The following is a 21,969-nucleotide window of genomic DNA, read 5'->3' as shown; positions in this document are numbered from 1 at the left end:
AAGCGCCGCCGGACGTTGGCCGGCCGCCGAGCATTGGGGGCATGGACGGCCTGCTCGACCTGCTCCGGGGGACGGTCACCTCGCCGTGGGTGTACCTGGTGATCTTCGGGCTCACCGCGGTCGACGCGTTCTTCCCCGCGGTACCGGGCGAGGCGGCGGTGATCACGGCGGCGGTGCTCGCCGCCGACGGCGGGCACCCCAACGTGGTCGCGGTGGTCGCCGCCGCCGCGCTCGGCGCGCTGGTCGGCGACCACGTCTCGTACGCCATCGGGCGGGGCGGTGGCGCCTCCCGGCTGGCTCACCTGCCCATCGGCAGCCGCCGGCGGGCCAGCTCCGAGTGGGCGCGGCGGGCGGTGGACCGGCGCGGAGGGCTGATCCTGACCACCTCCCGATACCTTCCGGGTGGCCGGACCGCGGTCACCCTCACCATGGGCGCGGTGCGCTACCCACGCCGGTCGTTCCTGCTCTACGACGGCATCGCGACGGTCACCTGGGCGCTGTACTGCGGTCTGCTCGGCTACTTCGGCGGGCTGGCCTTCGAACGAGATCCGGTGCGGGGCATCCTCGTCGGCGTGGGGCTCGCGGTGATCGTCACGTTCGGCATCGAGGGCGTCCGGCGTCTGCGCAGCCGAGCGCGCCGCCGCGCCGCCGCCCACCATTGACCGACCCGGCACCGTCAGCCCGGACGCGCGGTCACCCGTCAAGCAGGTCGGCGTCGTGCACCAGGATCGCCAGTTGCACCCGGTTGCCCGCCTGAAGCTTCGCCAGCGCCCGGCTGACGTGCGCCTTCACGGTGGCCTCGCTCATCGTCAGCCGCCGGGCGATCTCCGCGTTGCCGTGCCCGCGCGCCACCTCCCGGACGATCTCCAGCTCGCGCGCGGTGAGCCGGGCGAGCCGCTCGCGGGCCGCGTCCTGGCGGGCCGGACCACGTTCGGCGAACGAGCTGATCAGTCGCCGGGTCACCGTCGGGGCGAGCATCGCGTTCCCGGCGGCCACCGTGCGGACGGCCGCGGCCAACTCCCGGGGCGGGGTGTCCTTGAGCAGGAAACCCATCGCTCCGGCCCGCAACGCCCGGTGCACGTACTCGTCGAGGTCGAAGGTCGTCAGCATGATCACCTTCGGGCCGACGGCGACCACCTCGGGTGCGGCGGTGAGCCCGTCGACGCCCGGCATCCGCACGTCGAGCAGCAGCACGTCGGGGTGCAACCGGTGAGCCTGCTCCAACGCGCCGGCGCCGTCCGCCGCCTCGCCCACCACCACGATGTCCGGCGCCGCCTCCAGGATGAGCCGCAGCCCGGCGCGGACCAGTTGCTCGTCGTCGACCACCACCACCCGGATCACACCGCACCCGCCACCGGGAGCAGGGCGCGGACCAGGAATCCGCCGTCCACGGGTGCCGCCTCCAGCCGGCCGCCGAGCAACTCCACCCTCTCGCGCAGGCCGAGCAGCCCGTGCCCGGCGCCGGGCAGGGTCAGCCCGCCCGTGGACGGGCCGTTGCGGACCACCACCTCCAACCCGCCGGGCAGGTAGCGCAGGCAGACGGTCGTCTCGGCGTCGGCGGCGTGCTTGCGCACGTTGGTCAGCGCCTCCCGCACCACCCGGTACGCGGTGCGTCCCACGGTCGCCGGCAGCGTCGCCGCCACGCCCTCGTTCCACCGGGACACCCGCAGCCCGGCGGCGCGGGACTCCCCGATCAGCCCGTCCAGGGCGTCGAGCGCCCGCTCCGGCGCTCCGGCCGGGCCGGCCTGCCGCAGCACGCCCAGCACCTCGCGCAGGTCGGTGAGCGCCTGCCGTCCCGTCTCGCGGATCAGCACGGCGGCCTCGACGGTCTCCGGGTCGGTGGTGGTCACCTCCAGCGCCCCGGCGTGCACCACCATCAGCGACACCCGGTGCGCCACCACGTCGTGCATCTCCCGGGCGATCCGGGTCCGTTCCTCGGCACGGACCCGGTCGGCACGGGCCTCCTGCTCGCGTTCCAGCCGCTCGGCCCGGTCCCGCAGGGCGGCGAGCGTGTCCCGACGGGCCCGCACCCAGAGGCCGACGACCAACGGGAGCCCGACCAGACAGGCGGTCAGCAGCAGCACGTTGCCGAAGGTGGCGGTGGTGAGTCGACGCACACCGCCCACCGCCAGCCCGACCAGCACGCCGCCGGTCAGCACCAGGGCGACCCCGACGAGGTAACCGGTGAGCCGGCGGCCACGGAGCCGCAGGCCCGCCTGGTACGAGGCGACCACCCCGGGTGCCGCGGCGGCCAGCACCAACCAGGCGACAGCGGCGGCCAGGAACAGCGGCCAGCGGCGGGCCCGAACCTGGCCGGCGGCCCAACCCGAGGCCACGGCCACGAGCAGCGGGACGACCCCCGGCAACGGCGAGCGGACACCGATCGCGCCGGTCGCACTGGCCCAGACGGCGGCGGCGACCACGACGGCGAGCAGCAGCGGGGCGTACCGCTCGACGACCCGCCGCAGCACGACGGCGCGGGAAACCACGCAGCGAGCGTAGGGCTCCACCGGGGGATCGTGCCGCCCGCGCCCGACAGACCCGGGTGCGGTGGGGGAAGACCCCTACCCGCCGTCCGGGCCGGACGCTACCTAAGTCGTGTCGCCCGGCTGACCACTGGCCGATGGCGGCGGCCGATGGCGGCACCAGCATTGGGATCATGGACCTGCTCGACCTGCTGCACCAGACGATGTCCTCGCCGTGGGTGTACCTGGCGATCTTCGCGATCGCGGTGCTCGACGGCTTCTTCCCGGTGGTGCCGAGCGAGACGGCGGTGATCACCGCCGGGGTGTTCGCGGCCTCCGGGGCGCCGTACCTGCCTGCGGTGATCCTGGTTGCCGCCGCCGGGGCTCTCGTCGGCGACCATGTCTCGTACGCCATCGGGCGGAGCGGTGGCACCCGGCTGCTCGACCGGCTCCCGCCCGACGGCCGGCGCCGGGCCGCCGTCGAACGCGCCCGCCGGGGGATCGCCAACCGGGGCGGCCTGATCCTCACCGTGGCCCGCTACGTGCCGGGTGGCCGAACAGCGGTCACCCTCACCATGGGAGCCGTCCACTATCCCCGTCGACGCTTCCTCGCCTTCGACGCGCTGGCCGCCGGCTCGTGGGGGCTCTACTCGGCGCTGGTCGGCTACCTCGGCGGCCTGGCCTTCGAACAGGACCCGCTGCGCGGCCTGCTGCTCGGCCTCGGCCTCGCCCTGACGGTGACCATGGTCGTCGAGGTGGTCCGCTGGCTCGGCAGGCGCCGCCGCTCGGCGCTGCCGGTGCCGACGACCGGGCCGGTGAGCCGGACACCGGCGCGATGACGGCGAGGTCGGCCGGAGCGTCAGTCGGAAGCCGGGCGCCAGGTGACGCCGTGCAAAAGTTGGCCGGCGCCGAGCCAGGCCACGTTCATCATCCGGGTGGCGGTCTTCTCCGGATCGGCCTCCGGGTGGTCCGCGAGCCAGTCGGCCAGCGACTCGGTCGCGCCCACCAGGGCGTACGCGACGACCTCCAGGTCGGTGCCGGCCACCTCGCGGCCCTCCGCGCGCAACGCGTGATCCAGCATCCCGGCGACCACCTCGATCAGCCGGGCCCGCATGGTGGCCAGCTCGCCGGCGAACGGCTGCTCGCCCCGGGCCTGCCGGTAGAGCACGGCCCAGCCGTCGCGGTACGCGCCGACGAAGCCGAAGAACGCCCGCAACCCTCGCCAGAGCCGCTCGTCGGCCGGCAGGTCGGGGGCGGCTGCGCCGGCGATGGCCTGCATCATCCGGGTGCCCTCCCGGTGCAGGCAGGCGACGAACAGTTCCTCCTTCGTGCCGAGGTACGCGTAGACCATCGGCTTGGAGATGCCCGCGTCCTCCGCGATCTCGTCCATGCTGGCGGCGTGGAAGCCACGTCGGGAGAAGACCTTGACGGCCGCGTCGAGCATCTGCTGCTCACGGACGGCCCGTGGCAGGCGCTTGAAGGCGGGAGCGGTGGACACCTTGCGAGCATACCTACTCGTGCGTAGGGTTACGCCGGAGTAACCAATTCGGACGGCCCGAGAGGTGTTTTCCCCCATGACTGACTTCGACCCGGCGACCTTCGCCAACGTCGGCCCCAAGGAGTTCGCCCAGCTGGTCAAGTCCACCCCGGACGACAAGATCGCCCAGGTGATGTCCGGCGATCTGCGCGGCAAGGTCCTGGGCGAGGTGTTCGGCCGGATGCCGTCGCTGTTCCGCGCGGACCGCGCCGGCTCCACCAACGCGGTCATCCACTGGATCATCACCGGTCGCCCGGACGGCGGCAGCGACACCTACGAGGTCGTCATCGCCGACGGCAAGTGCGACGTCAACGAGACCCCGCAGCACGACCCGAAGCTGAGCCTGACCATGGGCCCGGTGGAGTTCCTGAAGATCGTCTCCGGTGGCGCCAACCCGGTGATGATGTTCATGACCGGCAAGTTGAAGGCGAAGGGCGACCTCGGCCTGGCCGCCAACATCGCCAACCTGTTCGACATCCCCAAGGCCTGAGATGGCCGAGTTCTCGCTCGACCTGACCGAGGAACAGCGGGACCTGCGCGACTGGGTGCACGGCTTCGCCGCCGAGGTCGTGCGCCCGGCCGCCGCCGAGTGGGACGCCCGTGAGGACACCCCGTGGCCGGTGATCCAGGAGGCCGCCAAGGTCGGCCTCTACGGCTTCGAGTTCCTCGCCACCTGCTGGGCCGACCCGACCGGGCTCTCCTTGCCCATCGCCAGCGAGGAACTCTTCTGGGGTGACGCCGGCATCGGGCTGAGCATCTTCGGCACCTCCCTCGCCGTCGCCGCCATCTACGGCGCGGGCACCCCCGACCAGATGGTCGAGTGGGTGCCGCAGTGCTTCGGCGACGTCGACTCGCCGGCCGTCGCCGCGTTCTGCACCAGCGAGCCGGAGGCCGGCTCCGACGTCGGCGCGATGCGTACCCGGGCGGTCTACGACGAGGCCACCGACGAGTGGGTGCTGACCGGGCAGAAGGCGTACGCCACCAACGGCGGGATCGCCGGGGTGCACGTGGTCACCGCCTCGGTCGACCCCACGCTCGGCTCCCGGGGCCAGGCGGCGTTCGTCGTACCGCCGGGCACCCCCGGCCTGGCCGCCACCCGCAAGCTTCGCAAGCTGGGCCTGCGCGCGTCACACACCGCCGACGTCTTCCTCGACGGGGTACGCGTGCCCGGGCGCTGCCTGCTCGGCGGCCGGGACGCCCTGCTGGAACGCCTGGACCGGGCCCGCTCCGGGCAGCGGGTCACCGGGCAGGCCGCGATGCGCACCTTCGAGCTGTCCCGACCCACCGTCGGCGCGCAGGCGCTCGGCGTGGCCCGGGCCGCCTACGAGTACGCCCTGGACTACGCCAAGGAGCGCGTCCAGTTCGGACGACCGATCATCGAGAACCAGGCGGTCGCGTTCGCGCTGGCCGACATGCGGATGGAGATCGACGCGGCGCGGCTGCTGGTCTGGCGGGCCTCCTGGATGGGCCGCAACAACCGCCCGTTCACCGCCGGCGAGGGGTCGATGTCCAAGCTCAAGGCCGGCGAGGTCGCGGTGTCGGTCACCGAGAAGGCGGTGCAGTTGCTCGGCGGAGCCGGCTTCCTGCGCGACCACCCGGTGGAGCGCTGGTACCGGGACGCGAAGATCTACACCATCTTCGAGGGCACCTCCGAGATCCAGCGGTTGGTGATCTCCCGGGCGATCTCCGGAATGCAGATCCGCTGATCACAGCGGTTGGGCAGCTCGGCGGATCCGGTGCATGATCGACAGCAGAGCCCGAGGATGGGCCCCTGCGGGGGACCATCCGTGCACCCCGAAGGAGGCCCAAGGGCATGGACCTGCCGTTCGTCGTCGCCACGCTGACCCGGCGCGGCCTGCTCACCCCGGGCCGGCCCATTCGCGTCGCCTCGCAGCTCAACGCCCTGCGCACCTGGGGCTGGAGCCTCGCCGGTGAGCTGCGCCAGGCCGCCGCCCGGGACCCCGGCCGGCCGGCGGTGCTCGACGAGCACGGCACCGAGCTGACCTATGAGGAGCTGCTCGACCGGGCCGAGCGGCTGGCCCGCGCGCTGCGCGCCGCGCTCGGCGTCCAGGCCGGCGACCGGATCGGGGTGCTCTGCCGCAACCACCACGGCCTGATCGAGACGATCGTGGCAGCCACCCTGCTCGGCGTCGACGCGGTCCTGGTCAACACCGGCCTGTCCGCCGCGCAACTGGCCACCGTCGCCGAGGAGCAACGACTGCGGGTGCTGGTGCACGACGACGAGTTCGCCGAACTGGTCCTCGGGCTCCCGCCCGAGCTGCACCGGGTCGACGAGCGCGCCCACGCGGAGCTGATCGCCGGGGCGCTGCCGGGCGAGCTGCGCCCACCGGAGCGCGACGGCCGGATCATCGTGCTGACCTCCGGCACCACCGGCTCCCCCAAGGGCGCCCGCCGACCCACACCGAACGGCTTCGGGCCACTGGTGTCCATCATCGACCGGATCCCGCTGCACACCCGGGACACCGTGATGATCGCCGCACCGATCTTCCACACCTGGGGCTTCGCGGCGCTCCAGGTGTCCTTCGCGCTGCGGGCCACCATCGTGCTGCACCGCCGCTTCGACCCGACCGCCACGCTGGCGGCGCTCTCCGCGCACGGCTGTGACGCGCTCTTCGCCGTACCGGTGATGCTGCAGCGACTGCTGGAGGTGCCGCCGCCGGACCCGCGGCCCGCGCTGAAGGTCGTCGCGGTCAGCGGCTCGGCGCTGCCCGGTGGCCTCGCCCCGGCGTTCATGGACGCCTACGGCGATGTGCTCTACAACCTGTACGGCTCGACCGAGGTCTCCTGGGCCTCCATCGCCGGGCCGGCCGACCTGCGGGAGGCACCCACCACCGCCGGCCGGCCGCCGCATGGCACCCGGTTGGAGATCCTCGACGACAGCGGCGAGCCGGTACCCGGCGGCCGGGTCGGCCGCATCTTCGTCGGCAACGAGATGCTCTTCGAGGGCTACACCTCAGGCGCGACCCGGGAAATCCACGACGGCCTGCTCGACACGGGCGACCTCGGCCGGGTCAACACCGATGGCCTGCTCTTCGTCGACGGACGCGCCGACGACATGATCGTCTCCGGCGGGGAGAACGTCTTCCCTTCCGAGGTGGAGGACCTGCTCGCCCGGCTCCCGCAGGTCCGTGAGGCCGCCGTGATCGGGGTGCCCGACCCGGAGTACGGCCAGCGGCTGGCCGCGTTCCTCGCCCTGCACCCCGGCGAGACGCTCGATCCGGAGGCAGTCCGCGAGTACGTGCGGCACTACCTGGCCCGCTTCTCCGTACCCCGTGACGTGATCTTCGTGAAGTACCTGCCCCGTAACGCCACCGGCAAGGTGGTCAGCCGCGAGCTGCGCCGCTACTACGGCTGACCCACCACTCAGGGGTAGAGGGTCAGGCCCGGGGCCCGCGCCAGCTCGACCAGCTCGTGCGCAGTCAGCAACGGCTCCGGGGCGGTCAGCTCCGGCGTGCCGTCGGCGGCGACCACGATGTTGTCCGCCGTGACCGTGACCAGCGTTTTGTCGACCCGTTGGAGCTGCGCCCAGCGGTGCACGCCCCCGCCCGGGTCGGTACTGCTGCTGACCATCGCCACCCCGTCGTCACCGAGCCCCCGAACCTCGCACTCCCCCCGGTAGGGCAACTCCGCGCAGTCCGCCTGCACCTCGGCCGGCGTGGGACGCACGGTCACCATGAGATGGCCGCGCAGATCATCCCGGCTGAGCAGCGCGACCGCCCGGTACTCCCGGTTCCGCGGCTGGTACGCGAACTGCGGCCGGTCGCACTGCGGCACCGCGCCGACGACCGTCACATCGGAGGGCACGACGACGTCCACCGCCGCGCGCAGCGCCCCGGTCAGTCGGGCCTCCCCCTCCTGCGGAGGCTCCGTCGGGCGGGCGCGCACCGTGTCGTACGTCGGCAACGGCGGCAGTGGCCCGCTGGCGGTGGGCAGCACCGTCCGGCACAGGCCGCCGGTCGAGCCCGTCCCGGAGCTCATCGTCGGCAGCGCCATCCCTCCGTCGCCCGGCTCCGGTCCGGCGATCAGCGCCGGAGTCACCGCGACGGCCGCCACCCCGGCGCCAGCCAACGTCCACGTCCGGTGCTGGCGGCGTTGCCGGTCAGCGGCGATCAAACGGTCCAGGTCGATCCGGGTCGGTGGCGCCACAGCCGTCACCGCACGCAGGTGCCGGGCGATCTCATCCATTGGTCCGTACCTCCTCGGTGGGCGGCGGCAGGTCCACGAGGCGACCCCGCAGCGTCTCGATCGCCCGCGCCGACTGGCTCTTGACGGTGCCCGGGGTGCAGCCGATCTCGCGCGCGGTCTCCTCCACCGACAGGTCGCAGAAGTAGAGCAACACGAGCACCGCCCGACGGCGCGGTGGCAGCTCCGCCAGCAGGGCGAGGACGGTCAGCTGGTCCGCCGCGCCGTCGGTGCCGCCGGCCACCACCGGATGGTCCGGCACCTCGGCCCAGGCGGCCTCCCGCCGCCACGGCCTGCGCCGCTCGTCCAGCCACACCCGCAGCAGGGTCCGCCGGACGTACGCGTCCGGGTTGTCCATGACGGACACCCGCGGCCAGTGCCGGAGCAGCTTGACCAGCGCCGTCGACACCAGGTCGTCGGCCGTGTGCCAGTCACCGCAGAGCAGGTACGCCGTGCGGCGCAGCGGCTCCAGCCGCACACCGACATAGTCGCGGTAGCCCTCGACGTCGACCGGCAAACCCGCCACCCCCTCATCTCACCGGTCAAACGGCGGCGAGGCGGGGGGAGGTTGCCCGGGTTCAGCCAGGAATCGTGATCCGGCCGTCGACCGCGGCGGCGGCGATGTCGGTGCGGTGCTGCGAGCCGGCCAACTCCACCCCGTCCACCAGCGCGTACGCGGCAGCCCGCGCGGCGGTCAGATCGACGCCGGTGGCCGTACCGCAGAGCACCCGGCCACCAGCGGAGAGCAGGGCCCCGTCGCTGGCCCGGCGGGCGGTGCCGGCGTGGATGATGCCCGGCCGGTCCGCGCCGGTGATCACGTCACCGGTGCGCGGCGCGGCCGGATAGCCCTCCGCGGCGAGCACCACGGTGACCGCGGCACCGGGCCGCCAGCGCAGCGGCGGATGCCCGGCCAGCGTGCCGGTGGCCGCCGCCTGCAGCAGCCCGCCCAGCGGCGTCTCCAGCAGCGCGAGCACCACCTGGGTCTCCGGATCACCGAAGCGGGCGTTGAACTCGATCACCCGGGGGCCGGCGGCGGTCATCGCGAGCCCGACGTAGAGCAGGCCACCGAACGGGGTGCCGCGGCGGCGCAACTCGGCCAGGGTGGGGTGGACCACGTCGCGCATGACCTCGTCGACCAGGCCGGGCGGGGCCCAGGGCAGCGGCGCGTACGCGCCCATGCCGCCGGTGTTCGGGCCGGTGTCGCCGTCACCGATCCGCTTGAAGTCCTGCGCGGGCAGCAGCGGCAGCGCCGCCTCACCATCGGTCACCACGAAGATGCTGACCTCCGGCCCGTCGAGGAACTCCTCGACCACGACCCGGCCACACTCGCGGGCGTGCGCCAGCGCGGCGGACCGATCATCAGTGACCACCACGCCCTTACCGGCGGCGAGGCCGTCGTCCTTGACCACGTACGGCGCGCCGAACTCGTCGAGCGCCCGGGCGGTGCTCTCCTCGTCCGCGCAGGCGTACGCCCGGGCGGTGGGCACGCCGGCAGCGGTCATCACATCCTTGGCGAACGCCTTGGAACCCTCCAGGCGGGCCGCCTCGGCCGAGGGGCCGAACACGGCGATCCCCTTCGCGCGTACCGCGTCTGCGACCCCGGCGACCAGCGGCGCCTCCGGCCCGATCACCACCAGGTCGGCCCCGGTCTCCACGGCCAGCGCGGCCACCGCGGCCGGATCGGTCGGAGTCACCGCCCGCAACTCGGCCACGTCGGCGATACCCGGATTACCGGGCGCCGCGATCAGTTGCGTAACGGCCGGATCGCCGGCCAACCCGAGCGCGAGCGCATGCTCCCGCCCCCCACCACCCACCAGAAGAACCCGCACGACCCAGGATCCTACTGTCCCCCACCCCCAATCTCGTTGATCATGAGGTTGCGGGTCTTTCGGTGATCGACCGACCCGTCAACCTCATGATCAACGGGATCGGGCAGCGGCGGCGAGGGCTTGGCGGACCGTCCAGGGGATGTAGTCGGGTTGGAGGGTGTCCGACCAGGTGAAGCGGAGGATGGACCAGCCGGCGTTGACCAGGCGGTTCTGGCGGCGGCGGTCGGCGAAGGCGGCCTGCGGCGTGTCGTGTGCGTCCCGGCCGTCCGCTTCCGCGATCACTCGTGGAGCACGCCAACCGAGGTCGCCGATCCCCAGCAGATAGCCGTCGTCGTCGCGGACCTCAAGTTGCAACGTGTCGGACGGTACCCGGCCGTCGACGCAGCGGAGCCGGGCGCGCGTCTCGAGCGGCGACTGCGCCCGCCCATCCGCCTCACCGAAGTAGCCACGAGCCGCGACCGCGCCGCGCCGACCGCGAATGAGACGCGGGATGGAGAGCAGGTCATCGGCGGCCACGAGGCGACGATTCAACGCCGAATCCAGCACGCTCACCGCAGAGAAACGATCAGCCCGCAGGGTGAGGTCGGCAAGGGTCCGCAGCGGCGCAGTAGCGCTGATCCCGTCCACTTGGACGAGGTGCTCGGGCGGGATGGCCAACTGATGGACCACCACCTCCGGGTAGGCGAGCCGGGCCGGCCTGGCGACGGGACCCGGCATCGACAGATGAATCAGGTCGGTGACCCGCATGCCGGCCAGTCCGTGCAGCTCGGCGGCCGTGGCGAGAACCGCGGCGGCCGCCGGACCGAAGGAGGCGACCGCCGCCCTGATCCGCGCCCGTCGAGGCACAGCGTCGTACAGTTCGGCGTCCACGAGATAGCTACCCCGCGCCACAACGCGCCAGCGGCCGGCCCGGCAGAACCGCTGCACCTCATGCGTAGTCAAGCCGGCGGCTCGCGCCTGGCCGAGCGTCACAATCCCGTCCCGCTCGGCCGCGACCCGCCGCACAACATCCAAGGCGTCCACCCGGCCACCCTGACCGACCTCGGAACCCCAGACACCCCCCTGTGGACAACCAAACCCACCCTGTGGAAAACCGCGCGACTAGCTCACGTTGATCATGAAGTTATTGCCGCGACACGCCGACGCAGCGGCCAATAACTTCATGATCAACGCGGAGAGCCGCCCGGGGGGCGGGCCGGGGGGTCCGGGGGGGAGGTGGTTAGGGGAGGAGGGGGTGGAGGAGGACGTTTTCGTCGCGGCCGGGGCCTACGCCTACGACGCTCACCTTGGTGTTGCAGAGCTCCTCGACGCGGGCGATGTAGCGGCGGGCGTTCTCCGGCAGCTCGTCAGGGGTGCGGGCCTTCGTGATGTCTTCCCACCAGCCGTCGAGCTCCTCGTAGACGGGCTTGGCGTGGTGGAAGTCCGTCTGGCTCATCGGCATGTCGTCGACCCGGACGCCGTTGATCTCGTAGCCGACGCAGATCGGCACCTTGGGCAGCCCGGTGAGCACGTCCAGCTTGGTGATGACCAGGTCGGTGACGCCGTTGAGGCGGCAGGCGTACCGGGCGACGACAGCGTCGAACCACCCGCACCGGCGTTCCCGCCCGGTGGTGGTGCCGTACTCCGCGCCGATCTTGCGAAGGTGTTCGCCGTTGGCGTCGAACAGTTCGGTCGGGAACGGGCCCGCGCCGACCCGGGTGGTGTACGCCTTGCTCACCGCGATCACCTTGGTGATCGCGGTCGGCGGGATGCCGGCGCCCACGCAGGCGCCGCCGGCCGTCGGGTTGGACGACGTCACGAAGGGGTACGTGCCGTGGTCCATGTCGAGCATGGTGGCCTGGGCGCCCTCCAGCAGTACCGTCTCGCGCCGGTCCAGGGCGTCCCAGAGCATCGCCCGGGTCTCCGCGATGTACGGCTTGAGGCGCTCCGCGTACCCCAGGTACTCCTCGACGGTCGCGTCGAGGTCGATCGCCTTGCGGTTGTAGACCTTGAACAGGATCTGGTTCTTCTCGCGCAGCGCGAGTTCCAGCTTCTTGCGCAGGATGCCCGGGTCGAGCAGGTCCTGGAGCCGGATGCCGATCCGGGCGACCTTGTCGCCGTACGCCGGGCCGATGCCCCGGCCGGTGGTGCCGATCCGGGACGAGCCGAGGTAGCGCTCGATCACCCGGTCCAGCGCCCGGTGGTGCGGCATGATCAGGTGCGCGTCGCCGGAGATCCGCAACCGGGACACGTCCACGCCCCGCTCGGCCAGCCCGTCGATCTCGGTGAGCAGCACCTTCGGGTCGACCACCACGCCGTTGCCGATGATGATCATCGCGCTCGGCGAGAGCGCACCGGAGGGCATCAGGTGCAGTGCGTACTTCTGGCCGTCCGGGGTGATCACCGTGTGGCCCGCGTTGTTGCCACCGGAGTAGCGCACGACGTAGTCGACCCGCTCACCCAGCAGGTCGGTAACCTTGCCCTTGCCCTCGTCGCCCCACTGAGCGCCGATGAGCACGATCGCTGGCATCTTTTCAGCCTCCAGAAGGCTCGGGTGCCAGGTGGCGACCGGTTGGCGAGCCCGGGGTGTCAGGTTAACAAGTAGTGACGGCGCGGCCGGCAGGGGTCGCGGCGAGAGGCAGGAGGCTCCTTCCGTGTACGACGTGGTGCTGCTCACCCTCGGTTCGGAGCGGGACGCTCCCGGGGGCTGCGGCAGCGGCGGTGCCTGCTGCGGCGGTGCGACCGGGGCCGACACCGACCCGGCAACCGGTGCCGACGGCGGTGAAACGACCAGCGCGGCCGGTGGTGGCACGACCGGTGCCGACGGTGCGGCGCGGGGCGATGCGGAACGGTGCGCCACGGAGCGGCCCCGGGTTCCGGTGCTGGCCTGCGTCGACGCGCTGAACGCCCGGGGTGCCCGAGTGCAGACGGTCACCGCGCGCTCGGACGCCGAGATCGACGAGGTGTTATCCCGGCTCGACGGTCCGCCGCGCGCGGACGGTCTCACCTGGCCTGACCCGGACGGCAAGACCCGGCTGGTCGTCGCCACGGCCAGCGACGGGCAGTTGCGCGCCGTGCTGCGCCGGCTGGTCCGGCGGTACGCGCCAGCGCCGAGCCGCCGCCCGGCGGATCTGCCCGCTGACCGAACCCTGCCCGACCTGCCGCCGGTGGCGGTGCTCCCGCTCGACCCGGCGCGCGGCGGCGCTCACCAGGACCTGGCCGCGCAGCTCGGGCTGCCCCGCGACCCGGCTGCGGTGGCCACCGCGGTGCTGGACGGCACGCCGCGTCGGCTGGACCTGCTGCGCAACGACGGCGGCTCGGTGACCCTGGACGGTGCCCTGCTCGGCGCCGCCGACGACGCCGGCCGGCCGCTGCACTGGCGTGCCCGGGTCGAGGTGGACGACACCATTCTCACCGAGGGTGACGAACCGCTGCTGGTCTGTGCGATCGGTAACGCCGGCGGGTACGCGACGCTCGACGACGTGACGCTGCTGGCCGCGCCGGATCCGGCCGACGGCCAGGTCGAGGTCGCGGTGGCCGTGCCGGTGGTCGTCCGCTCGGCGCTGGGCCGGAAGCGGGTACGCCTGGAGGTGCGGCGGGCTCGCGGGCGGGCGGTGTCGGTGCTGCCCAGGGAGGGGAAGGTGCCCTACCTCGACGATGGTGTCGAGGGCGAGCTGAACCGCAAGCGCTCCTGGTGGATCGAACCGGGCGCCTGGGCGGTCTGGTCGATCTGACCCCGGCTGCGCCGGCCGGCCCTCGTCGGCCGGTGGGCCTATCCTCGCAGGAGGACTGGGGAGGAACCGTAATGGACGAGAACGCCGACCGGGCGCAGGTGCCCGGCCAGCAGCCGGTGCCGGAGCGGGACATCGAACCACTCTGGCCACCGGATCCGGCCGACCGGGGCGCGGATGCTGCGGCACCGCCATGGGCGTCGATCTCCGAGCAGCGGGGTGCCCCGCCATCGGCCACGCCGTCGTCGACGGTGCTGCCGCCCGTGGCCGCGCCGCCGACGGGCCGTCCGCCGACGGGCCGTCCGCCGGTTCCCGGGCAGCCCGGGGCCGCGGCGTTGACCCCGCCGTCACCGTCCGACTACCCGTCGCTCACGGGTGCCGTGCCGGCACCCGGCGGCTGGGGCGTCACCGGCCCCTCCGGCACCGCGTCGGGCTGGGCCCCGGGCCAGCCGAGTTGGCCACCGCCGGCCGACCCATCGGCCCCCGACGTCCCCGGCCCGGCAGTCGGCGACACCCACACGCCGTCGACCACCGATGCCGGGTCCGGCGCCGCGACACCGAGCACCGCGCCGGCGGCGACGAACGTCCCGCCGGGGGCGGCAGGCACCACGTCGGCGGCGGCCGACCCCACTCCGTGGGCACCCAACGCCCTGCCGGAGGCAACCGTCCCCACGCCCCAGCCAACCAGCCACACGCCGGCGGCAACCGGAGCGGCAGCCGGCCCCACGCCCCAGGCAGCTGGGCCCACGTCCCAGGCAACCGGCCCCACGACGGAGACAGCCGGCCCTAGGCCCCAGGCAACCGGTCCCGTATCGGAGGCGGGCACTCCGCCCGGGGCGGAGGCCCCCGCGTCGGGAGCGGGCCCCACGACCGGCGCGGAGAGCCCGGCGTCGGGCGCGACACCGGGGCAGGCCGATGGTCCAGTCCCGGTCGCCGTCCCGGCCCCGCCGATCGCGCCGGGCGGCGTCGACCTGGACCTGCCATTCACCCTGGATCGCCCGGCGGCAGCCGCCGCGCCCGCCGACCGCTCGGCCCCGGCCGACCCGGCAGCAGACGAAACCGCTACCGCGGACCCCACCACGCCCGAGCCGGCGGGGACCCGGGCTGGCGGGGTTGGCGCCGGGGAGGACGGACCCGCGGCCGGAACGGCACGGCCGGCGGCCGAGTCGCCCTGGGCGTATCCGCCGCAGCGGCCGGCCGGCGCGACCGGGACCGCCCACGACGAGGCGGCCGCCGGAACGCCGCCGGTCCCCGCCCCGCCCGTCCCCCAGCCACCGCACCCGGGCGGCCCGGCCGCCCCGCACGCCGGCCCCGGCCAGGCCTACCCCGGTCAGACGTACTCCGGTCAGTCGTACTCGCCGGCGATCCCCGGTCAGGCCGGCCCGGCACCGATCCCGCCCCCGCCCGATCCGACGCAGTTCGCCGACCCGCCGCACGGCGGCCCCGCGCCGCAGCCGGGTGGCCCGGCGGCCCCGCCTCCGGGGCCGTTCCCGCCGTCGCCGGGCTGGTATCCCCCGCCCTGGCAGCAGAGCGCCACCCCCGGGGCCCCGCCACCGCAGCCGCAGCCGCAGCCGTATCAGGAGGCCGCGGGGGTGACCCGGGTGCCGGCCACCGGCTATCCGGACGCCACCTGGGAGCCGGAGACCACTGCGGCGCCGACCGCGGAGGACTTCGCCCGGCGCCGGCAGGTACGGCCCGCCGATCCGGTGGCCACGATGGGCGTCCGCGCGGTGGTCAACAAGATGGGGCTGCTCCGGCTCGCTCCCGGGCGGCACGAGCAGGAACTCAAGCGGGACATCGAGATGGTGCGCCGCAACTTCGGCGGGCTGCGGCAGGTGACCGTGGTCAACCCCAAGGGCGGCGCCGGAAAGACGGTGGCCATCCTGCTGCTCGCGATGACGTTCGGCCAGAAGCGCGGCGGCTACGTGCTGGCCTGGGACAACAACGAGACCCAGGGCACTCTCGGGATGCGCGCCCAACAGGACTTCCACTCGCGCACGGTGCGGGACATGTTGCGCGACCTCGGGCAGTTCCAGGGTGCGCACGGGCGGGTCGGCGACCTGTCGCAGTACGTCCGCTCGCAGGGCGAGGGGATGTTCGACGTGCTCGCCTCGGACGAGTCGGCCACCGGCGGCGAGATGCTCACCGCAGCCGCGTTCGCCGAGATCCGCGAGGTGGTCAGCCGGTTCTACAAGCTGATCTTCGTGGACACGGGGAACAACGTCCGGGCGCAGAACTGGCAGGCCTCGATGGACGCGACCGACCAACTGGTCGTCACCATGTCCGCCCGTAACGACTCGGCGGAGACCGCCGCCCGGATGCTCGACCACCTCGAGCAGAGCGGCCGGCAACGGCTGGTCCGGCAGGCGGTGACGGTGGTGTCGATGCCGCCGTCCCGCAAGGAGATCGACCTGCCGGCCATCCAGGAGCACTTCGCGGCGCGGACCAGGGCGGTGCTGCTGGCACCGTACGAGCGGCTCATCGACAGCGGCGAGCCGATCCGGTACGGAGGGCTCTCCTCGGCCACCCGGGACGCCTGGCTCAAGATCGCCGCTGCGGTCGCCGAGGGTCTCTAGGCTGCCGACGGCCGGCCGGCGCAGGTGCCGGGCCGGCCGTCGGGCCGGGTGTCAGTTGCTGGCCAGCGCGTCCGCCGCCGCCGGGTCACAGTCGCGGAGGAACTGGGCGCAGCGGGCCGCCTCGTCGGCCTCGCCGATCTCGTCGGCGGCCCGGGAGAGCACGTACAGGCAGCGGAGGAAGCCGCGGTTCGGCTCGTGCGACCACGGCACCGGGCCGTGCCCCTTCCAGCCGCTACGGCGCAGTTGGTCCAGACCCCGGTGGTAGCCGGTGCGCGCGTAGGCGTACGCCGTCACCACCTGGCCCTGCGCGAACGACCGGGCCGCGAGCTCCGCCCAGGCCGCGCTGTAGGTCGGGAAGCGGGCCGCCACCTCGGCGTACGCCTGGTCGCTGCCCGCCTGTTCGGCGGCGGCCAGGGCTGCGTCGGCCTCGTGGTTCGCGGGCAGGAGGGTGGCCGGTGGCTCTGGCAAAAGGTTCTGCATCGCCCCATTCAACCCGCTGGACAGCGCGACACGCGAGCGGGTCGGCCGACCTGGTCGGCTGAACGGCTGAGGAGTTGGTCACGCCTGCGGCCTATGCCGCCGCCAGGTGTTTTCCATTACAACTAATGGTCCGGAGCCTCCCCAGGACCCGGTTACGCAGGAGCCCGGTGGCCACGACCACCGGGCTCCTGTCGGTTCACACCCCGCCCGGGGTTTGGCCGGTCCCGGCGGGCGGGCAGGATGACCCGGTGCCGACCCCACCTCCCGCGGACGTCATCGAGCCGCACCTGCACGCCAACGAGGTCCAGACCCGCGACGAGTTCGACCAGCAGCTGGCCACCGGCCGCCTGACCGGGCTGACCGTGCAGGGGCTCCGCCTCGACCTCGCCCCGGTCCCCGACCTGACCGGCGTCGAGGTCACCGGCACCCTTTTCGTCGGGTGCCGGTTCGCCTCCCGGGAGGTCGGCGCCGACCTGGTCCGGCGTGGCGCGAACGTGGTGCCGCCGTTTTCCGGGCTGCCGTACCCGACCCAACCGGCGCACCTGTACAGCGCGGAGGAACTGGCCGCCGGGTTCGTCGAGGGCGGGTTCGCCGGGATGTACGACACCCGGGTGTACGAGCACTACCGGGCGCACGGCGGCGCGCTGCCGGACGTCAAGGAGGCTCTCGGTCAGCGGCTGCACGACCACGGCGTGGACAACGCCCTGGCCGACGCCACCCGGGCCTGGCTGACCGAGCACGGGCCGCAGTCGGTGGTGGGCATCATGGGCGGGCACGCGGTGCGGCGCGGCAGCCCGGCGTACCGGATGGCGGCAGTGCTGGGTTGGGAGCTGGCCCGGGCCGACCGGCTGGTGGTGACCGGCGGCGGTCCCGGGGTGATGGAGGCGGCGAACCTCGGCGCCTACCTGGCGGACCATCCGGCGGCGGAGCTGACCGCGGCGATCGACCTGCTGGCCACCGCGCCCGACTTCACCGACCACCAGCGGTACACCGCCGTGGCGCTGACGGTCCGGCAGCGGTACGCGGGCGTACCCCGGCAGCGCGGCGCCGACGCGGGGTGGGCGCGGGCCGGTGGGCTGGCCATCCCGACCTGGCTGTACGGGCACGAGCCGGCGAACCTGTTCGCCGGGCGGATCGCCAAGTACTTCTCGAACGCGATCCGGGAGGACACCATCCTGCGGCTCGCCCGGGGTGGCATCGTGTTCGCCCCGGGACGGGCGGGCACGGTGCAGGAGGTGTTCCAGGCGGCGACCAAGACGTACTACGGCACCGACGGTGTCAGCGGCGCCTACGTCTTCCTCGACCGCGCGTACTGGACGCGGGAGCTGCCGGTGGAGGCGCTGTTGCGCCCGCTGCTGGCCGCCTCCCCGTTCGGCGACCTGTCGGCGACGATCCACCTCACCGACGACGTCCGCGAGGCCGTCCACCTGCTGACAACGTAGGAAGGGCCCCTTCTCAACACCGGCTGGGCCGTCGCGCGGAAACGGCGACGGCCGGCTCCCCCGAGGAGAGCCGGCCGTCGGTGTGCGTCGTTACTTGGACATCGTGGTGCCGGTGGAGCGCAGGTGCTCGCACGCCTCGACGACCCGGGCGGCCAGGCCGGCCTCGGCGGCCTTGCCCCAGGTACGCGGGTCGTACTGCTTCTTGTTGCCGACCTCGCCGTCGATCTTCAGCACGCCGTCGTAGTTGCGGAGCATGTGGTCGGCGACGGGCCGGGTGAAGGCGTACTGGGTGTCGGTGTCGATGTTCATCTTCACCACGCCGTAGTCCAGCGCCTCGCGGATCTCGCTGAGCAGGGAACCCGAGCCGCCGTGGAAGACCAGGCTGAGCGGCTTGTCCTTGCCGTACTTCGCGCCGACCGCGTCCTGGATCTGCTTGAGGATCTCCGGGCGGAGCTTGACGTTGCCGGGCTTGTAGACGCCGTGCACGTTGCCGAAGGTCAGCGCCGCCATGTAGCGGCCCTTCTCGCCGAGGCCGAGCGCCTCGACCATGGCCAGGCCATCCTCGACGGTGGTGTAGAGCTTGTCGTTGATGGCGTTCTCGACGCCGTCCTCCTCGCCACCGACGACGCCGACCTCGATCTCAAGGACGATCTTGCCCTTGGCGGCCTCGTCGAGCAACTGGGAGGCGATCTGCAGGTTCTCCGCCACCGGCACGGCCGAGCCGTCCCACATGTGCGACTGGTACAGCGGCTGCTCGCCGCGCTTCACCCGCTCCTGCGAGATGCCCATCAGGGGCCGGACGAAGCCGTCCAGCTTGTCCTTCGGGCAGTGGTCGGTGTGCAGCGCGATGTTGACCGGGTACTTCTTGGCCACCTCGTGCGCGTACGCGGCGAACGCCACCGCGCCGGTGACCATGTCCTTGATCGACGGGCCGGAGAGGTACTCGGCGCCACCGGTGGAGACCTGGATGATGCCGTCGCTCTCCGCGTCGGTGAAGCCCTTGAGCGCCGCGTTCAGCGTCTGGGAGGAGGTCACGTTGATCGCGGGGTACGCGTACCGGCCAGCCTTGGCGCGGTCCAGCATCTCCGCGTAAGCCTCGGGGGAAGCGATGGGCATGTCGAACGCTCCTTACTTACCACTCTCGGCCGTGCTGGCCGCTGTTGTTCACGGGTGCGCCGGACCGCGCTGTCCTCCGTCCGGCAGTATCCCGCAAGTGAGGTGCGCCGAAACAACCGACCCGGCCCTCGCCCACCCGTCGGGCCGTGGCGGGGATCCGGTCACCGGTTGTCCAGGCGGTCCGGCACGATGACGCTGATCAGCCAGGTGACGATGGTCATCACGATGGCTCCCCAGAACGCCGCCCAGAAACCGTCCACCTGGAACGGTAGGTCGAGCCCGCGGGCGATCCGGTCGGTGAGCAGGAACAGCAGCGCGTTGACCACCAGCGCGAACAGGCCCAGGGTCAGCAGGTAGAACACGCAGCCGACCACCTTGATCACCGGTTTGAGCACCGCGTTGATCACGCCGAAGATCAGCGCGACGACGATCAGCGTGAGCACGGTGTTGGCACCCGTGCGGCCGTGCACGTCGACCCCGGGCACGATCAGCGTGGTCACCCACAACGCGACCGCGGTGATCGCCAGCCGGATGAGGAAGCCCACGGCCCCATCCTGGCATCGGGTCGCGCCGCCCACGGGTGATTCGGCCGACTCGACTTCCGCGCGGCACCGGCACAGCCCGTACGGTGGGTGGCAACCGTGCACCGAGCCCCCGGGAGGAACGATGGGTCAGCCCGATGAGGACTTCACCCCCGGCGACCACCTCGCCGCGGACGAACGTGACCCCGAGGCGGATCCGGCCGACGCGGTCGAGCAGGCCGCGGTGGTCGACCCCACCGACGTCGACGGGGAGCCGCAACGCGGCCTCGAGGTCGACGACTGGGACGCGATGGAGCAGGCCCGGGTGGTCACCGGGGACGACGACGACTACCGCTGACGCCGCGCCCCAGGAGCGTCAGCCGGCGGGGTCGACCCGCTCCGGGTGGCGGGCCGCCCATTCGCCGAGCCGATCCTCGCGTAGCGCGGTCAGGAACTCCGGGGCGAGCGCCGGGTCGGCGTGCAGGTACTGGTCCCGGCCGGTCGGCTCGCTGATCGGCAGGCTGAGCCCGACCGGGTCGACCGATCGCAGTGTGGGGACGAGCCGCATCAGGTCCAGCATGGTGACTCCGTCGGACGCCGCCGCGAGGTCCGGGCCAATGGCGCCCAGCAGCTTGGAGAGTCGTACCGGGTCGGTGAGCACGCCCTGTTCTCTGACCTGGCGGACCAGACCGGCGGCGAAGAGCCGGGCGTTGTGGTCCCGGTCCTGACTGCCCTGGGCCAGCCCGCGTCGCTGGCGGAGCAGGTCGACCGAGGCAGCGCCGTCGAGACGCTGACAGCCGGCCGGGAAGAGCCGCCCGGTGTGGACCGATCGGACCCCCTGGGGGAGGCAGACCGGCACCCCGTCCACCGCGTCGGTCAGCGTGCGCAGCGCGGAGAACGTCAGCACGAAGCCGCTCTCCACCCCGGCCCCGGTCAGCTCGGCCACCGTCCGCCGGGTCAGCTCGTAGCCCTTGGTCAGGTCCGGCCGCTCGAGTCCGGCCCCGAACGGGAACGCGGTGTTCAACTTGTCGGTTCCGCGGCCGGGGATCCGCACCTTCAGATCACGCGGCAGCGAGACCAGGTAGGGACGGCTGCGGTCGGCCGGGATGTGCACCAGCAGCACCGAATCGGCCAACGGTGGGCGGGACGTCTGGCTGTCGATGCCGAGCAGCAGGATGGTCACCGCGCCCGTCGGCGCTGGCCGGCCCGACTCGCCGAGCAACTCGGCGGCCTGCGGCGGGCCGGAACGATCCGGGGTGAACAGGGGCACCCCGATCCCCAGTACGCCGAGCAGGGCCAGCGCGGCACCACCGGCCCGCCAGCGTTGGCGACGTCGCCGGCGCCTGGTCGCCAGCCGGTCGATCGCGGCCCGCAGTGGGCCGGTCGGCGGCGTCAACGGCTCGTGCCGGGCGAACGCGGCGCGCAGGTCGTCCTCGATCATGAGCAGGCCTCCACGTACTCGGCCCGGAGCGTGGCCAGGGCGCGGGAGATGGACGAACGTACGGTCCCGACGGCGCAGCCGAGGATGTCGGCGATCTCGGCGTCGGGCAGGTCCTCGTAGTAGCGCAGCACCAGGGTGGCCCGCTGCCGACGTGGCAGCCGGGACAGCCAGGACCAGATCTGGTCCCGGTCCACGGCGGACTGGGCGTGGTCGACGGGTGCCGGCACCGCCTCGTCGGGTTCCCCGCGCAGCAGCACCCGGCGCATCCAGGAGCCGCGCCGCCAGTCGACGTACTGGTTGGTGAGCATCCGCCGGACATAGCGCTCCGGTGAGTCCGCCTGGGCTACCCGCCGCCAGTTGAGCTGGACCCGGACCATCGTCTCCTGCACCAGATCCTGCGCCTGGTGCGGATCGCCGGTGAGCATCACCGCGTACCGCAGCAGCGGGGCCAGTCGCGTGTCCGCGAACTCCTCGTACGTCACTGCACCTCCCGGGGCTCCTGCCTCAGATGACGGAGGCGGAGCGATCGAACGTTGCGGTGACGCCGATCAACCTTTCGGCTGGTCTTGGTATCCGGGCTGCGGTCGGGACGGCGGTCAACCTTAGCGATTCCTTAGGATCCGCAGGCTCCACCTGAATCCCCCAATGG

22 protein-coding genes are annotated in these 21,969 nt (G+C 73.0%); 9 read left to right on the top strand and 13 right to left on the bottom strand.

The genetic code is table 11. The annotated features are described in order from the left end of the window. The first annotated feature begins 41 nt into the window (after window positions 1-41). Complete coding sequence (locus tag BUS84_RS24120) at window positions 42-662, top strand: DedA family protein (protein ID WP_074315817.1); 621 nt, start codon at window positions 42-44, stop codon at window positions 660-662. 31 nt (window positions 663-693) lie between these two features. Here the strand turns inward: BUS84_RS24120 and BUS84_RS24115 are convergent, their stop codons facing one another. Together BUS84_RS24115 and BUS84_RS24110 are read right to left on the bottom strand one after the other, a co-directional pair. Then, entirely contained in the window at window positions 694-1,341 is a 648-nt protein-coding gene (locus BUS84_RS24115; protein ID WP_074315814.1) for a response regulator, read from the bottom strand. Next, window positions 1,338-2,489 carry a sensor histidine kinase gene (locus tag BUS84_RS24110; RefSeq protein ID WP_084757574.1) on the bottom strand — a complete coding sequence of 384 codons (1,152 nt, stop codon included), beginning with the start codon at window positions 2,487-2,489 and terminating at the stop codon, window positions 1,338-1,340. Before BUS84_RS24110 ends, BUS84_RS24115 begins: the two co-directional genes overlap by 4 nt. Before the next feature lie 170 nt (window positions 2,490-2,659). Between BUS84_RS24110 and BUS84_RS24105 the strand changes: the two genes are divergently transcribed. Beyond that, on the top strand, window positions 2,660-3,304 hold the full coding sequence (locus BUS84_RS24105) for a DedA family protein (protein ID WP_425293462.1): 645 nt from the start codon (window positions 2,660-2,662) through the stop codon (window positions 3,302-3,304). Window positions 3,305-3,324: 20 nt separating this feature from the next. Here the strand turns inward: BUS84_RS24105 and BUS84_RS24100 are convergent, their stop codons facing one another. Next, the gene (locus BUS84_RS24100; RefSeq protein WP_074315811.1) at window positions 3,325-3,963 is read right to left on the bottom strand and encodes a TetR/AcrR family transcriptional regulator; all 639 of its coding nucleotides are present in this window, start codon (window positions 3,961-3,963) and stop codon (window positions 3,325-3,327) included. 76 nt (window positions 3,964-4,039) lie between these two features. On the opposite strand from BUS84_RS24100, the gene BUS84_RS24095 reads away from it, so the two are divergent. The 3 genes from BUS84_RS24095 to BUS84_RS24085 all read left to right on the top strand — a co-directional run bounded on the left by BUS84_RS24095 (window position 4,040) and on the right by BUS84_RS24085 (window position 7,378). Further along, window positions 4,040-4,492: an SCP2 sterol-binding domain-containing protein gene (locus BUS84_RS24095; protein WP_074315810.1), complete on the top strand. Its 453-nt coding sequence runs from the start codon at window positions 4,040-4,042 to the stop codon at window positions 4,490-4,492. A 1-nt stretch (window position 4,493) separates the two neighbouring features. Beyond that, window positions 4,494-5,708 carry an acyl-CoA dehydrogenase family protein gene (locus BUS84_RS24090; RefSeq protein ID WP_074315808.1) on the top strand — a complete coding sequence of 405 codons (1,215 nt, stop codon included), beginning with the start codon at window positions 4,494-4,496 and terminating at the stop codon, window positions 5,706-5,708. 107 nt (window positions 5,709-5,815) lie between these two features. Next, window positions 5,816-7,378 carry an AMP-binding protein gene (locus tag BUS84_RS24085; protein WP_074315807.1) on the top strand — a complete coding sequence of 521 codons (1,563 nt, stop codon included), beginning with the start codon at window positions 5,816-5,818 and terminating at the stop codon, window positions 7,376-7,378. Between the two features lie 8 nt (window positions 7,379-7,386). Here BUS84_RS24085 and BUS84_RS24080 read toward each other — a convergent pair whose 3' ends face one another. The 5 genes from BUS84_RS24080 to BUS84_RS24060 all read right to left on the bottom strand — a co-directional run bounded on the left by BUS84_RS24080 (window position 7,387) and on the right by BUS84_RS24060 (window position 12,543). Beyond that, a complete protein-coding gene (locus tag BUS84_RS24080; RefSeq protein ID WP_074315805.1) occupies window positions 7,387-8,208 on the bottom strand; it encodes a hypothetical protein in 822 nt (273 codons plus the stop codon). Continuing rightward, window positions 8,201-8,731, bottom strand: a complete 531-nt coding sequence (locus BUS84_RS24075) for a SigE family RNA polymerase sigma factor (protein WP_342198641.1) — start codon at window positions 8,729-8,731, stop codon at window positions 8,201-8,203. The genes BUS84_RS24080 and BUS84_RS24075 overlap by 8 nt, the downstream gene beginning before the upstream one ends. A gap of 52 nt (window positions 8,732-8,783) precedes the next feature. After that, the gene (gene purD, locus BUS84_RS24070; protein ID WP_074315804.1) at window positions 8,784-10,034 is read right to left on the bottom strand and encodes a phosphoribosylamine--glycine ligase; all 1,251 of its coding nucleotides are present in this window, start codon (window positions 10,032-10,034) and stop codon (window positions 8,784-8,786) included. A 90-nt stretch (window positions 10,035-10,124) separates the two neighbouring features. Further along, window positions 10,125-11,039 (bottom strand): type IV toxin-antitoxin system AbiEi family antitoxin domain-containing protein, encoded by a 915-nt coding sequence (locus tag BUS84_RS24065; RefSeq protein ID WP_342199569.1) that lies wholly within the window; start codon window positions 11,037-11,039, stop codon window positions 10,125-10,127. A 214-nt stretch (window positions 11,040-11,253) separates the two neighbouring features. After that, entirely contained in the window at window positions 11,254-12,543 is a 1,290-nt protein-coding gene (locus BUS84_RS24060; RefSeq protein ID WP_074315801.1) for an adenylosuccinate synthase, read from the bottom strand. A 124-nt stretch (window positions 12,544-12,667) separates the two neighbouring features. Here BUS84_RS24060 and BUS84_RS24055 point away from each other — a divergent pair, with 124 nt between their 5' ends. Both BUS84_RS24055 and BUS84_RS41335 read left to right on the top strand, forming a co-directional pair. Then, the gene (locus BUS84_RS24055; RefSeq protein WP_074315799.1) at window positions 12,668-13,747 is read left to right on the top strand and encodes a diacylglycerol kinase family protein; all 1,080 of its coding nucleotides are present in this window, start codon (window positions 12,668-12,670) and stop codon (window positions 13,745-13,747) included. 71 nt (window positions 13,748-13,818) lie between these two features. Beyond that, window positions 13,819-16,320 carry a chromosome partitioning protein gene (locus tag BUS84_RS41335; RefSeq protein ID WP_074315796.1) on the top strand — a complete coding sequence of 834 codons (2,502 nt, stop codon included), beginning with the start codon at window positions 13,819-13,821 and terminating at the stop codon, window positions 16,318-16,320. Window positions 16,321-16,371: 51 nt separating this feature from the next. Here BUS84_RS41335 and BUS84_RS24045 read toward each other — a convergent pair whose 3' ends face one another. Further along, window positions 16,372-16,800, bottom strand: coding sequence for a DUF3151 domain-containing protein (locus tag BUS84_RS24045; RefSeq protein WP_074315794.1), 429 nt, complete (start codon window positions 16,798-16,800; stop codon window positions 16,372-16,374). Window positions 16,801-17,048: 248 nt separating this feature from the next. Here BUS84_RS24045 and BUS84_RS24040 point away from each other — a divergent pair, with 248 nt between their 5' ends. Continuing rightward, complete coding sequence (locus tag BUS84_RS24040; protein WP_208869726.1) at window positions 17,049-18,242, top strand: LOG family protein; 1,194 nt, start codon at window positions 17,049-17,051, stop codon at window positions 18,240-18,242. Between the two features lie 90 nt (window positions 18,243-18,332). Here the strand turns inward: BUS84_RS24040 and fbaA are convergent, their stop codons facing one another. Next, window positions 18,333-19,358, bottom strand: coding sequence for a class II fructose-bisphosphate aldolase (gene fbaA, locus BUS84_RS24035; RefSeq protein WP_074315789.1), 1,026 nt, complete (start codon window positions 19,356-19,358; stop codon window positions 18,333-18,335). Between the two features lie 161 nt (window positions 19,359-19,519). Continuing rightward, entirely contained in the window at window positions 19,520-19,903 is a 384-nt protein-coding gene (locus BUS84_RS24030) for a phage holin family protein (protein ID WP_074315787.1), read from the bottom strand. Window positions 19,904-20,024: 121 nt separating this feature from the next. Between BUS84_RS24030 and BUS84_RS24025 the strand changes: the two genes are divergently transcribed. Next, window positions 20,025-20,237, top strand: a complete 213-nt coding sequence (locus tag BUS84_RS24025; protein WP_074315785.1) for a hypothetical protein — start codon at window positions 20,025-20,027, stop codon at window positions 20,235-20,237. 18 nt (window positions 20,238-20,255) lie between these two features. On the opposite strand, the gene BUS84_RS24020 is transcribed toward BUS84_RS24025, so the two are convergent. Beyond that, a complete protein-coding gene (locus tag BUS84_RS24020; protein WP_074315783.1) occupies window positions 20,256-21,320 on the bottom strand; it encodes an LCP family protein in 1,065 nt (354 codons plus the stop codon). Beyond that, window positions 21,317-21,802, bottom strand: a complete 486-nt coding sequence (locus BUS84_RS24015) for a SigE family RNA polymerase sigma factor (protein WP_074315782.1) — start codon at window positions 21,800-21,802, stop codon at window positions 21,317-21,319. The genes BUS84_RS24020 and BUS84_RS24015 overlap by 4 nt, the downstream gene beginning before the upstream one ends. Window positions 21,803-21,969 lie beyond the last annotated feature (167 nt).

The organism is Micromonospora cremea, assembly GCF_900143515.1.
GTDB lineage: Bacteria > Actinomycetota > Actinomycetes > Mycobacteriales > Micromonosporaceae > Micromonospora > Micromonospora cremea.
Note: the sequence above shows the minus strand (reverse complement) of the source record. Positions and strands in the feature narration are given on the sequence as shown.